The 13709-nt window shown below is 39.7% G+C and carries 9 protein-coding genes and 1 riboswitch; of the genes, 8 read left to right on the top strand and 1 reads right to left on the bottom strand.

The annotated features are described in order from the left end of the window. Positions 1–100: 100 nt before the first annotated feature. Positions 101–3232 (bottom strand): efflux RND transporter permease subunit, encoded by a 3132-nt coding sequence (locus AC3WLU_RS26070; protein ID WP_413005338.1) that lies wholly within the window; start codon positions 3230–3232, stop codon positions 101–103. A 189-nt stretch (positions 3233–3421) separates the two neighbouring features. Between AC3WLU_RS26070 and AC3WLU_RS26065 the strand changes: the two genes are divergently transcribed. From AC3WLU_RS26065 to AC3WLU_RS26030, 8 genes are all read left to right on the top strand, one after another. Beyond that, entirely contained in the window at positions 3422–4300 is an 879-nt protein-coding gene (locus AC3WLU_RS26065; protein ID WP_063574494.1) for a TetR/AcrR family transcriptional regulator, read from the top strand. A gap of 131 nt (positions 4301–4431) precedes the next feature. After that, the gene (locus AC3WLU_RS26060; protein WP_278089968.1) at positions 4432–5325 is read left to right on the top strand and encodes a YegS/Rv2252/BmrU family lipid kinase; all 894 of its coding nucleotides are present in this window, start codon (positions 4432–4434) and stop codon (positions 5323–5325) included. 128 nt (positions 5326–5453) lie between these two features. After that, positions 5454–6116 carry a hypothetical protein gene (locus AC3WLU_RS26055; protein ID WP_492598172.1) on the top strand — a complete coding sequence of 221 codons (663 nt, stop codon included), beginning with the start codon at positions 5454–5456 and terminating at the stop codon, positions 6114–6116. Positions 6117–6130: 14 nt separating this feature from the next. After that, complete coding sequence (locus AC3WLU_RS26050) at positions 6131–7390, top strand: efflux RND transporter periplasmic adaptor subunit (RefSeq protein WP_492598171.1); 1260 nt, start codon at positions 6131–6133, stop codon at positions 7388–7390. A 199-nt stretch (positions 7391–7589) separates the two neighbouring features. Then, a riboswitch (cyclic di-AMP (ydaO/yuaA leader) is annotated at positions 7590–7737 on the top strand. Between the two features lie 171 nt (positions 7738–7908). Continuing rightward, positions 7909–9168, top strand: a complete 1260-nt coding sequence (locus tag AC3WLU_RS26045) for a cation:dicarboxylate symporter family transporter (protein ID WP_057277202.1) — start codon at positions 7909–7911, stop codon at positions 9166–9168. A 574-nt stretch (positions 9169–9742) separates the two neighbouring features. Next, a complete protein-coding gene (locus tag AC3WLU_RS26040; protein WP_492598170.1) occupies positions 9743–10525 on the top strand; it encodes a hypothetical protein in 783 nt (260 codons plus the stop codon). A gap of 453 nt (positions 10526–10978) precedes the next feature. Further along, positions 10979–12061 (top strand): D-alanine--D-alanine ligase, encoded by a 1083-nt coding sequence (locus tag AC3WLU_RS26035; RefSeq protein ID WP_063574489.1) that lies wholly within the window; start codon positions 10979–10981, stop codon positions 12059–12061. A 152-nt stretch (positions 12062–12213) separates the two neighbouring features. Further along, a complete protein-coding gene (locus tag AC3WLU_RS26030; RefSeq protein ID WP_492598169.1) occupies positions 12214–13596 on the top strand; it encodes a UDP-N-acetylmuramoyl-tripeptide--D-alanyl-D-alanine ligase in 1383 nt (460 codons plus the stop codon). The last annotated feature ends 113 nt before the right edge of the window (positions 13597–13709 follow it).

The raw sequence follows: 13709 nt of genomic DNA, 5'->3' as shown, positions 1-13709 counted from the left end.
CCCAATTGAATATCGAGAAAAGGCCGCAGCTTAAAAAATACTCTTTTTTTATTGTCTACTTGACAGGGTTATGTGCAGAATCCCCTCTTTTTTTTCTTCGTTACTTAACTGTTTTTTTCTTCTTTTTACCTATTTTCATTATAAATTCATATACTACCGGCACTATTACAAGTGTTAGCAATGTAGAACTCACCAGTCCGCCGATAACGGTAATGCCCAAACCTTGTGATATTAATCCACTGCCTTCCGCACCGATTGCCAGAGGTATTAAAGCGCCGATTGTGGCAAGGGCAGTCATCAGGATAGGGCGTAGACGGGTGGATCCTGCCTCGAGTAAAGATTCCCTGGTAGATAGCCCGGATTCTTCATTCTTGATAACACGGTCCACTAATACGATGGCATTGGTCACGACGATACCTATAAGCATCAGGACACCCATCATTGCCGAAACGCTGATGGTCTCACCTGCAATGAATAGCCCTGCCAATGCCCCGATTACCGTAAATGGTAAGGAGAAGAGAATGGCTATTGGTGCTAAACCACCATGGAAAGTAACCACTAGGACAAAGTATACGATAGCAACTGCCGCTAACATAGCGATACCAAGTTGAGTGAATGATTCTTGGATATCTTCCGTCACTCCGCCGTAGTCTATAGAGACGCTTGCAGGAAGGTCTAATTTATCAACTTCCTTCTGTACCTCAGCTGTCACTGCGGCCACATCATCCGATTTGATTGTTGCAGACACGTCGGCATAAATTTTTCCATCGCGGCGGCTGATTGTATCGGAAGCTTTGCCTTCTTCGATTTTTACAAGCTCTTTCAATGGGATTTCCATTCCCATTGGAGAAGAAATTTTCGTATTCTCTAGATCTTTTTTGTCTTCGAATGTCGTTTCTTTTGTCTCGACATATACTTTGACTTCTTCTCCATCTTTCTTAATGGTAGTTAAAGCATCATCCTTATTCGTATTGGCGATGGACATGCCAATTTGTGCAGCTGTCAGTCCAAGGTCGCTTAGCTTTTCTTGGTCTGCAACTAAAGTGTATTGCTCATAAGCATCTAAAAGACTTGTATCAACATCTTTTAAATCTTTATTTTTCTTCATGATATTTTGAATATCATCAATTACCGGTTCAATATCTTTTTGTGTATTTCCGTAAACAAACAGAGTGGTCTCGTTGCTTGATGTTGATGTGAAATCTTGTTGTTTCCATGTTCCAGGTGAATCAAGTTCAGTTAATTCTTTTATGACGGTTTCTTTTTTGTCCCCGAAATTTTCGGTGTCTTCGTCATAGAGTACATAGAAGAGAGCCGAGTTACTCGAGCCGCCCATCATGCCTCCGCCCATCATGCTTTCGCCAAGTGTGTATTGAACGGTCTTCACATCGTCTTTATCCATGAAGTATTTTTCCACTTTTTCTGTTTGCTTTTCAATATCCTCTTTTAACTCTCCAGGTGCGGGAGTGTAAGTGACGATGATCGTTTTTTCTTCATCTGCAGGCATGAAGCTTACACCGATGCTTGGGATTAGGAATAAACTGCCAACTAATAATACAATGGCTGTGCCGAAAGTGATTAGTTTATGGTTTAATGACCAATCCAGTGATTTTCGATAGAATGCTGATAGTTTGCTTGGTTTTTCTTCATGTGATTTTAATTCTTTTTTAGATAGTCCCTTTTTAAATAAAGAGTCTGCCATTGCCGGAACAAGTGTGATGGCGATTATTAATGAAGCGACTAATGCAAACACCATTGTTAAGGCGAATGGCGTGAATAGTTCCCCGACAGGTCCTGTAACGCTTGCTAAAGGCAGGTATACGGCTACAGTAACGATTGTCGATGAAAGGATGGGGATGAACATTTCCTTAGTGGCAGATCGTATTAATTCGCCGCCTTTTAATTGTTCGCCTTTTAAAGCCATTCTTCTATAAATATTTTCTATGACGACAATGGAGTCATCGACGACTCGGCCAATCGCAACGGTCATGGCCCCAAGTGTCATGACATTCAATGAAATATCCATTTGTTTGAGCACCAAAAGGGCTGCTAACAGGGATAATGGAATCGAAATGACGGAAATGAGAGTCGTTTTAAAGTTCCTAAGGAACAGCATGATAACAATGACGGCAAACAGACAGCCGAAGAGTGCCTTGCTGATCATGGTCTCAACGGAATCTTTAATCGGTTTAGCTTGATCGAGAGTAGTGTGTACACTTACCCCATTAAACTCTTCTTTGAAATTCGATGCTTCTTCATTTACTTCGTCGACGATTGCAACTGTATCGGCATCAGGTGATCTTGTAACCTGGATTCCAATCGATTCGCTACCGTTTGTTCTTGAAATCGATTCAGCCTTACCGGTAATTTTAACATCGGCAATATCTGATAATTTCACATTTTGCAGTTGGGCAGGACCTGTTTCCATTTCAGGAGATAATTGATTGGTTTCCTGTCCAGTTTGTGCTGGCGCTCCTGTTTTCGGGCCGCCGGTTAAAGGTATCTTTATATTTTTCAGGTCCTTTAATGTGGAAATGTTTCCATCCACAACGATTGTTTTCTCTTTATCATCAAAGTTATATATGCCAAGCGGCATACTGACGTTTGCAGCCTGGATAACCTTCTTTACGGTTTCTTCATCGAGCCCGTATTGAGCCATCTTGTCCTGGTCGAATACAAGGCTTCCTTCATTTACTTGCTGTCCGGAAATGGATACGGATGTCACGCCGTCAATTCCTTCAAGTTTAGGTACTAACACCTCTTCGACATTTTTTGTAAGGGCTGGTAAATCAGAAGCCTTATCTGTTACACTGAGTGCGACGACAGGAAAAGCGTTTAATTCTAATTTAGATACGCTCGGGTCATCTACTCCCTCTGGCAGTTCCAATTTCTCTAAAGCATCTTTCACTTCTTTTACTGCATCATCCATATCCGTATCATAATCATATTGTAATTGGATGGAAGAGGCATTGGCCATGGACGAAGAACTGACTAATTCGACTCCTGGCAAATTTGTTACTTTTAGCTCAATCTGGTCTGTGAGCTTATCTGCTACTTCTTCAGGTGCAGCTCCAGGATAAACAGTGGAGATGCTTATTAAAGGAGTGGAGATGCTTGGTATGGTTTCTTGTTTCATGTTTAAACCGGAGTATAAACCAGCTGCAACGATGATGATGGTAAGCAACCAGATTGCCAATTTATTCTTTAATGAAAATTTAATTATTGAATTCAAGCTTGTACCCTCCATACATAAAATTGTGACCATTCGGTCACAAACTCAAATATATAGTATATGGATTATGATTGCAATAGATAATATCCGTTAGTGCTAACGTTGTGATTTCAAGGGTTTTGGGATACAATTTGGAAGATATGACCCATTGGTCACCGGTGGACAATTTTAAAAGATAGGATGAATTTGATGAAAGAAAAAAATAAGATGATCATAGATAAGTCTGTGGAGCTTTTCGCGGAGAAAGGCTATCATGCAACTTCGGTTCAGGAAATTGTTGAAAAATGCGGGATAGCAAAAGGGTCCTTTTATAATTATTTTAAATCGAAGGAGGAATTACTAGTCTCCATTTTTAAATTTTATTATGAAGCGTTGACAGACTCATTACTTGATCTTGAACTGGATGCTTCATTGTCCAGTAAAGACAAATTCATGAGGCAGATCACTGTTCACATTGAGCATATGACGGGAAATACCAACTTGATTCAAATGATGATGCAGGAACAAATGGTTCATATCAGCAAGGAACTAGATGGATTTTTACATTATATCCATGAAGAGGGCTTGATTTGGTTCAAGCGTAAAATCATTGAGTTATACCCGGGACTTTCATCTGATCTTCTGCCCGATTGCACCATTATTTTAGATTCGCTTTTCAAAGGCTATATCGGAATATTGATCAGGAAACAAAATGCTTTCGATGTAGAATTGTTACCTAGCTTCATATTGAACCGGATGGATTCCATTGTCGCAAGTCTGGAGAACATGGAAGATCCATTATTGAAACAATTTCCCCTACCAGGTTGCTCGATGCGGGATATGAGCCCAAAAGAAGAAATCCATTCGATTATCGCCAGGATGCTGGAAGTGGAAACACGTAAAGAAGAGGGAAGGGAGACACGTAAAATTACGGAAGCTTTAAAGGCACTCCAGGAAGAATTTTCAAAGGTTAGGCCAAGCTCAATCATCTTGGAAAGCCTTTTGTTATTTTTGGAAAAAAATGAAAAAAGGAGCCCCTTGTGTTCAAAGCTTATCTTATTGATGAAGGATTATTTGCTGAATATATGAAGGCTTTACTGAAAGGGGCGAAAGCCTCTTTTTCATTTAAATTTTTAATGAGATTTAAAAATGGAGATTTAGGAAAAAGTAAAAAGTGATGGGAAGAAGACAATTCTTTCAATAATATGGGGGCTAGAATCATGCGATGGAAAAAGGGAATGCTGATTTATAATAAAAATGCAGGGAATGATAAACTCGAAAGGAATCTAGGAGGGTGTCTTCCGGTATTAGCTCCACATATTGATGAGTTTCTCATTCTACAAACAAAGCAAAAAGGCGATGCATGCCGTTATTGTTTGGAATATGGTGAAGAAATGGATGTAGTTTTCGTATTGGGAGGAGATGGAACGGTACATGAGTGTGTAAATGGCCTTTCACCCCTTCAGAGGCGGCCGTTGTTTGGGATTTTACCTGGAGGGACTTGCAATGACTTCTCCAGGACATTAAAGATTCCTCAAAATGTTCGTCAAGCTGCGGAAGCATTAGTAAACGGTAAGGTTCGTCCAATTGATATTGGTAAATCCAATAACGATTATTTTTCCAATTTCTGGGGAGTTGGGCTTATTTCAGATGCTTCAAATAATATTGATGAGCAGGAAAAAAGCAGGTTCGGAAAGATAGGATATTTATTAAGCGCTGTAAGGACGATTGGTGAGAGTGCTCCCTTTCCCTATAAAGTGGAATATGATGGGAATTTCATTGAAGGGGAAGCAGTTATGATTTTGGTCTTGAATGGTTGTTTTATCGGCACTAATTTATTGCCCTTTCCCATGATTAGACCAGACGATGGGCTCTTTGGCGTTGCCATCTTGGAAAATGCAAGCCTTGGTGCATTTTTAGAAATAATAGCGATGAAACGTTCATGGACTCAAAATATGAGTTCTGACTCTGGGGTGACTTATTTACAAGCAGGTACCTTGACTATTGAATCCAAGAGGCCGCTTGATGTGGATATGGATGGAGAGAACTATAGGCAAACTCCTTCACGCATTAAAGTCCTTGCCCACCATTTGTCAGTATTAACACCAAATTAGTGTGGGGATTCTATTTAAAGGGAAAGGCTTATGTGTTTTTTTTGTATATTCATTCCTTATTTCTGCAATTGTTTCCAAAATAGGATAAAATGTATGATGATATATCATTTTTTGCAGGAGGACCAATTATGGTGTACCAGGTCAGATTGTTAAAGGGCATTTTACAGCCTTATCGGAGTCGTTATCAGCTGCAAAATGCAGAGGCAGTCACAAAGCTTGGATTGAAATTAATATTTATATATTTTCTTAGTCTTATAGTATTCGCCGTTGGGGGATATTTTGGCATTGGTTCAGAATCATTCTCCAAAGAAATCACGAAGATGAGCGCCAATGAATTCGAAGCAGCAAAGTTGCTGATTTTGAGCGGCAATATAATAACAGGAATAATCCACCCTTCCATATACATATTTTTAGCAGCTCTATTCTTTTGGATCGTTACTGATATCCCCTATATAAAATTAGTTATCGTTCAAATGATTCTTTTTGGCCTGCAATTAGTGGAAAAAACATTATTGATTCCCTTATTCGTTTTAATGGATATAGGCAGCGATGCCAATCCTTTTTCTTTGGGGATCATCAGTCAGTATTTTCTCAGAAGCGATTATTTCATTAACTTTTTCAGTGAAATTACCATTTTTCAATTTCTCATTATTGCTCTGCAATATTTTTATTTAAAGGAATTTACAGAACGTAATAATTATTTGGTCCTTTTAATGATTGTTCTATTCTATTTGGCCACATGGTTTGTTAAAGCCTTTTTAGGATACATCCAAGTAGGCGTATTTGTATAAAGCGGGTGAAATGAATGAGCGGTAACTGGAAAATAGCGGCGGTCTCCATTGCGTCGATAGTGTTAATAACCGTTAACTTATACCTTATTGAAAAAAAGGAAAGCAAAGTGGAACGGACGGTTTTCGTTGAAAACTGGACTAAGGTAAAAAAAGATACAATTACGGATACTATTCAAACAAATGGGGTAATTAAACCAGTAGAAGAGTATGATATCTATTTTGATGCCAAGAAAAATGATTTTAAGAAATTCCTTGTAAAAGAAGGCGATTCGATTACGGCTGGCTCCTCGTTGTTTGAGTATACGGCGACCGAACTTGATGCGCTTAAAGCGAGTTTGGAAGCGGAGAAAACGGCAGCTGAGGGGGAAAGGGCAGGGATTGAGGAATACATAGGGAAGTTGAGGTCTTATCAGGGGACCGTGACCAGTGAACCTGAAGCTGCAATTGATGAATCGGTCGAAAAAAACTTGAATATTGATATAACGACAAGCTCTTCAGACCTTATTAAAAGTAACATTGAGCAAGAAATGTACAAGCAGGAACTAGAAAAAAACAGGTTGGATGAAAAAGTGAAAATGCTTGACGCTAAATTAAGTTCGATTGAGGAGCAGTCCAGTGCAATTGTGACGACGAGCGAGGCTAATGGTGTCGTTAAAAATATCAATAAAAACCTTGATAATCCCATTATATCCATCGTTTCTACAAATATGGCAATTGAAGGGTATTTATCCGGAGAGGAAATGAAAAAGGCTGAAGTGGGCATGACTATAAAAGCAAGTTCCTCTGATTCAAAAAAGGCATTGAAAGGGACGATAGGCCGTATCCATTCCTATCCCGCAGAAGAGCCATCATTAAAAAAAGATAACAGATTTCCATTTCAGGCTTTAATCGAACCGGAAGGCGAAGAAACGGAACCTTTGTTGGTGGGATCGAAAGTGAATCTTACTGTAATAACCAATGAGAAAGCCGGTGTACCCTCTATACCGATAGAGGCGGTACAATACCAAAAGCATCCATATATTTACAAGTTGACGAATAAAGGCCATGTGGATAAACATTACATTACAAAAGGTCTTAAGGCTGAAGGGAAGCAGGAAATCATAAAGGGACCGTCTGTAGGTGACGTCATCCTCCTGAAGCCGAATGTGGCAGTGAAGAACCATTCTTATTTTATTACCCCGATTCAATTTGAAAAAGTGAAAGCTAGAACTTATAAAAAATTCACCTCTAGGGAAAAAGTAAGATACCTGTTACTTGGCATTCTGGAAAAATAACCGCTTTTTTCACAAGAGAGGTGATGACAAATTATTTATTAATTATATCAATATAACTTAAGTGATTAAAAATCGGGAAGCGTAATTATAGATAGAGTAGCTATTAATACAGAATATTCAGACATATTTAAAGACCTTTTTCTAGAACGGATGCGAATAAATATTTACAGATTATCATTTTTAGTATAATATTTTATTATAAGTTAACTCGCTTAATCTTATTCCAAGAACGGGGGACCCATTTTTGTGGATTTTATCCGCTAGGGGTGAATTCAGAAATGAAAGGGCTTTTTGTGTTTCCAATCCTAACCCGACAGCTAACCTCGTCAGCGTCTTCAAGGGAACATGTGTGAATATTCACGCCTATAAGAAATCGACACATGAAGTGTCTTTTTTTTCGGCGTAAAGACAGAGTTTTTCAAAAAAGAAAAATTACTTTCTTTTATTAGTATCTTGTTTCCCTTACCGAGACAAAAATGTTTTTGCATCAAAGACTTTATGGAAGGTGAGGAAAGTAAATGAAGAAATTCAAACTAAGTTTAGCTAGCCAAATTTTCATTGGTTTAATTCTAGGGATTATCGTTGGTGCCATTTTTTATGGTAATGAGACGGCCCAAAACTTTTTACAGCCATTCGGAGACATTTTCCTACGAATGATTAAAATGATTGTAGTGCCGATCATCGTTTCAAGCCTTATCGTTGCAGTTGCTGGTGTAGGTGATTTGAAAGCGGTAGGTAAACTAGGTGCTAAATCATTATCATACTTTGTTGTCGTAACTATGATAGCGATTGCTGTTGGTTTAATTTCAGCGAATATCATCCAGCCTGGTGCTGGTGTGAATATGGATAAGCTGGAACAAACTGATATTTCTACGTATGTTGATACAGCAGAAACTAAGCAGCATGAATCGTTCGTGGATACACTCGTTCACATTGTACCATCCAATCCAGTTCAAGCTATGGTACAAGGCGATATGCTAGCGATCATTTTCTTCTCCGTGTTGTTTGGGCTTAGTATTGCAGCCATCGGTGAAAAGGGTAAACCAGTATTCCGCTTCTTCCAAGGTACAGCTGAAGGAATGTTCTACCTAACTAACATGGTCATGAAATTCGCTCCTATCGGTGTATTTGCACTAATCGGTGTGACGATCTCCAAGTTCGGTTTGGAATCTTTAATTCCGCTAGGAAAGTTAGCGCTTTCTGTATACGGAACAATGATTTTCTTTGTAATAGTCATTCTTGGTCTTATTGCGAAATTTGTCGGATTCAATATCTTTACGCTGATTAAACTTCTAAAAGAAGAATTGATTCTTGCTTTCTCTACTGCAAGTTCAGAAGCGGTTCTTCCGAAACTCATGGAAAAAATGGAGAAAGCGGGATGTCCAAAACATATTGCTACATTTGTTATTCCGACTGGATACTCCTTTAACCTTGATGGTTCTACATTATACCAAGCGTTAGCAGCTATCTTTATCGCTCAAATGTACGGAATCGATTTAAGCGCGTATGAGCAAATTACGCTGATGCTAGTGTTAATGATCACTTCCAAGGGGATTGCGGGTGTACCAGGTGTATCTTTCGTAGTTCTTTTAGCGACATTGGGGACTGTCGGTATTCCTATTGAAGGTCTAGCATTTATTGCCGGTATCGACCGTATTCTTGATATGGGACGTACAGTGGTAAACGTTATCGGTAATTCACTTGCGGCAATCGTCATCTCTAAATGGGAAGGTCAATTCAACCCTCCTTCCAAAAAAGAGTTAGAGCAAGTTTCTTAATATAAAAAATCCAGAGTGAAATATCACTCTGGTTTTTTTTATTTATTTTTTTGAATGAAATAGCGCTTTCTTATTTCTCGATGACTGTAAACTCCGCTTCCTTAGAGATACTCAAGCACTTCAAGTTGAATTGTTTTATGGAGGAAACTACCTTCTTGACGCGTCTTCCCGGATGTCAAAATACCCCCAAATTCATAAAGCCTTTCATCTTGTTTACCCTAAAACCAAATCATTTCCTCTCGGCCCAGAAGGTCATGTGTTGTGAAATGAAACTACCTTCCGGCTTTAAAATACGTTGATTTGTTTCAAAGCTAATGTCGGTCATTTTGAGTTGGGGAAGCATCAGCAAAAAGGGAAGCGGTCCTATGAAATGAGTGAATGAGTGATAAAACCATATATGGATCCATTCTTCGAATCCTATATTTTTTCCTATGGTTAATATGGATTTTGATTCATGTTATTTACCTGATACAGATGATGATGATGATTAATATTGGGGTTATATAACTTACGTGAAACTCCAAAAGTTTGATAAAATAACATTATTGATTGAGAGCTCGGAGGGGGTCAGGTTATGAAGAATGAAAGTAATGATATCTTATACATGTATATGCAGTCTTCCGAACGCTTTGTCCTTTTTAATGGACTCAATTTTCGTGAATTCGTCAATTCGCTTCCGTATACCTTGGATTCAATCTTATTATTGAAACATCAATTCGATGGTGGGGAATACAATTTGAATGTCCTGCTTGAGAGCGCTTCATCTGAAGCTATTGCGAAGCTCGTTAAAGAAAATGTCCGGGCATATGGAGATTTCTGTTGGATCGATTTTGAAGAAGCGGAAGGGCTGGATGAATTGGATGGAAGGGAAATAGCGGAACTTTTATATTTAGGACACGCTAAAACCCATCTGGATCCCCCGTTTTTCCGTAAATTGAATAACCAATTTGTGTACCTTGCCCAGGATGATGGCTGGTTCAATAAAATTTATTTTCGTTCCCTTTCGACATATTATATGATGTTAGGAAGGCTGATTCCGCTAAAGCTGGAGCCGTTAAAAGTAGAGAGGACGTGGCTTGGAATCAGAAAGAAAAAAGAGCTGACGGCGATTCCTGCAGAAATCATCGTTTCCTTGGCTCATATTCTGGCAGAGGGGCTCGTTTTTTCCTTTCGGGATGTTAAGTATACTAGAACGAAAATTGAGATACCGGCATGGGTCGTAGGGGATTATTTAAACATGGATGAAATGCATGATTCCTTTTTGGATAGAGACAGTAAGGAGCCCGATGCATTTATTATCTTCAATCGAAAAGAGAAGATTTGGGAAAGCGTTATTAGAAATACACCATCCTCCTGATTTTATTTGAAGTCTTTGAACTTTTTAGGTGTAAGACTTACCGTCTCATGCATAAAAGATAAGAGAGGGAAACGTAGAGGTGTTCACAGGATGTGCTAGCACAGGAGTTGCAACAGGATGTGGCGGTTTTATTCTGTGTTCTGCAAAATAGTAATCATTGGAAAAGCCTCAATGATGGAAGTTTCGCTTTACCCCGCATTAACAGGTTGTAAGGAAGCCTGATGATAAATGTAATGAAAAAGAAATGTGGTGAGCCAACAGCCTGTAAATGCCCGATTGCGCCGCACAGGATGTGCTAGCACAGGAGTTGCCACAGGATGTGGCGGTTTTATCCTGTGTTCTGCAGAATAGTAATCATTGGAAAAGCCATAATGATGGAAGTTTCGCTTTATCCGTTTTAGTGTAAAGTGATACAATGAACATGGTTAAAAGAATATTGGAGGGTAATAACTCATGAAAACTAAACTTGGTTTGCTTTATGGTGGAAAATCTGCGGAGCATGAGGTTTCTATGCAGACGGCTTTAGCGGTCATTAAAGCTCTCGATTTAGCAAAGTTTGATATATATCCGATTTACATAACAAAAGATGGTTCATGGATTAATGGACCAAAGTTAACAGGTCCTGCCGAGAATGTGGAGGCTTTGACATTTTCACCGGAAAAATCGAGCTCGCCTCTTGCCTTGCAAGCACATTCAACTGATGAAGATAGTGAATCAACAGGGTATGATGTAATTTTCCCATTGCTTCACGGACCGAATGGAGAAGATGGAACCGTACAAGGGATGCTGGAACTGTTGAACCTTCCTTATGTAGGGAATGGCGTTTTAGCTTCTTCAGCAGGAATGGATAAGGTCATCATGAAAAACATTTTTGCCCAGGCAGGACTTCCTCAAGTGAAATACACTTGGTTCATTCGTTCCGAATGGGAGAAGAATACTGAAAGTGCCATCAAAAAGGTAGCGGATGAATTGGGGTACCCTTGTTTTGTCAAACCTGCCAATTTAGGTTCAAGTGTCGGTATCAGCAAATGTAATGATGCTGATGAACTGGAAAAAGCGGTAGCGGAAGCTTTTCAATTCGATCGGAAGATCATCATTGAAGAAGGGGTCATTGCTCGTGAACTCGAGTTTGGTATTCTTGGTAATGATGAACCGTCTTGTTCAGTGGCAGGCGAGATCATCCCAAAGAAAGATTTTGCCTTCTATGATTATTCAGCAAAATATGTAGACGGTAATTCAGCGATGGTCATTCCGGCGGAGATAACGGAAAGCGAGTATGCAGCTTTATCCGAAATGGCCATTACTGCCTTTAAGTCATTGGATTGCTCTGGATTGGTCCGCGCAGATTTCTTCTTGACGCATGAGGGGCAAATCTATATTAATGAAGTGAATACAATGCCTGGGTTTACTCCTTTCAGCATGTTTCCGTTATTGTGGAAGCACACAGGTGTCGACTATCCAGCGTTAATTGAAACACTCGTGAAACTTGCCTTGGAACGTCATCAGGAAAAACAACAAATCAAATATACAGTTTGATCATGCAGGTAAAGTATCAGTAAACTCCACAATCCATCATGCCTTGATTTGATGGATTCCAATCAGCAGGAACCGGTGCGATTTAAACTGGTTTCTGCTTCGTTTGGTTAACGGAGAGCGATTAACGGTTCGATGAATGTAGGAGGAACAAAATGATAAAGAGAACGTTAAAACAAGTACATGAAATGGCAGAGGGATTAAATGATATCAGTCCATTCCAGTCCAAAGGAATTAATGGGGTTACCATCGATTCAAGAACGATCAAGGAAGGATGTTTGTTCATTCCGCTTAAGGGAGAGAAGGTTGACGGCCATGAGTATGTCAAGCAGGCTTTAGCGCAAGGGGCTGCAGCTTCCTTTTGGCAAAGGGATGTTCCGAATCCTCCTGATGATTTACCGATAATCATTGTCGAAAACACTGAGAAAGCACTTCAACAATTGGCGCGTTCTTACCGCCAGGAGTTGAATATAAAAGTCATTGGGATAACAGGGAGCAATGGTAAGACCACTACGAAAGATATGACCGCTGCGCTGCTGGCAACTGCCTATAAGGTTCATAAAACCAATGGAAACTTCAATAATCATTTAGGTTTGCCGCTAACAATACTTTCTATGGCACAGGATACGGAAGCGGCTGTTTTGGAAATGGGGATGAGCAGCCGCGGTGAAATCGAGTTCTTATCCAAAATGGCAAAGCCTGATGTAGCGATCATTACCAATATCGGTGAATCACACTTATTGGATTTAGGATCACGCGAGGAAATCGCTAATGCGAAGTTGGAAATTGTCGAAGGTTTGGCGAAAGATGGAACGCTGATATATCATGGTGATGAACCATTGCTTCGCAATCGGATCAAAAAGGATTTTCCTAATTTAAACGTAATATCTTTTGGACGTACGGAAGAAAATGATTTATATCCACAGGCCATCAGCCAAGGGGCGGACAGTACCACGTTTACCATCGCAAGCGGTGATAAGGAGATCGGTTATGAGATACCTGTGTTAGGTCATCATAATGTTCTTAATGCGTTGGCGGCCATCTTGGTTGCTAAAGAATTCAATGTGGATGATTCTTCGATCCGTAAAGGGCTATCGACCATTCAGTTAACTAATATGAGGATGGAATTGGTTGAAGGCGCAAAAGGGCAGAAAATCATCAATGATGCATATAATGCCAGTCCAACCTCAGTCAAGGCGGCAGTGGAGTTGGTTGAGGGCTTATCTGGATTCGAGAATAAGATCCTTGTATTGGGAGATATGTTGGAGTTAGGGCCGCAGGAAAAAGACTTTCATACGAAAATTGGTGAATTGATTTCCAATGAGCGGATTGATAAGATTTTCACATATGGTCCTTTAGCCAAGTTTATTGCCAAGGGAGCGAGCAAGTCTTTTTCATCGGAGCAGGTTCGCCCTTTTCAAGATAAGCAGGAGCTTATAGAGGAACTTAAGTCGTCCACACAGGAAAATGACATCATACTTGTTAAAGCTTCCAGGGGCATGAAGCTGGAGGAAGTCGTTCAAGCTCTACAAAAATAAAAAATAAAGAAAAGGCCGTTCCTTTTGAAACGGCCTTCAGACTGTAGACAAACTCGATGAAAATCGAGTTTGTCTATTTTTATGGCTTGTACAATTTGGACGTTGATTTCCAC

The sequence above is a fragment of the Peribacillus sp. FW305-BF15 genome, from assembly GCF_058783805.1.
The sequence above is the reverse complement of the archived record's forward strand: the minus strand, read 5'-3'. Positions and strand labels throughout refer to the sequence as shown.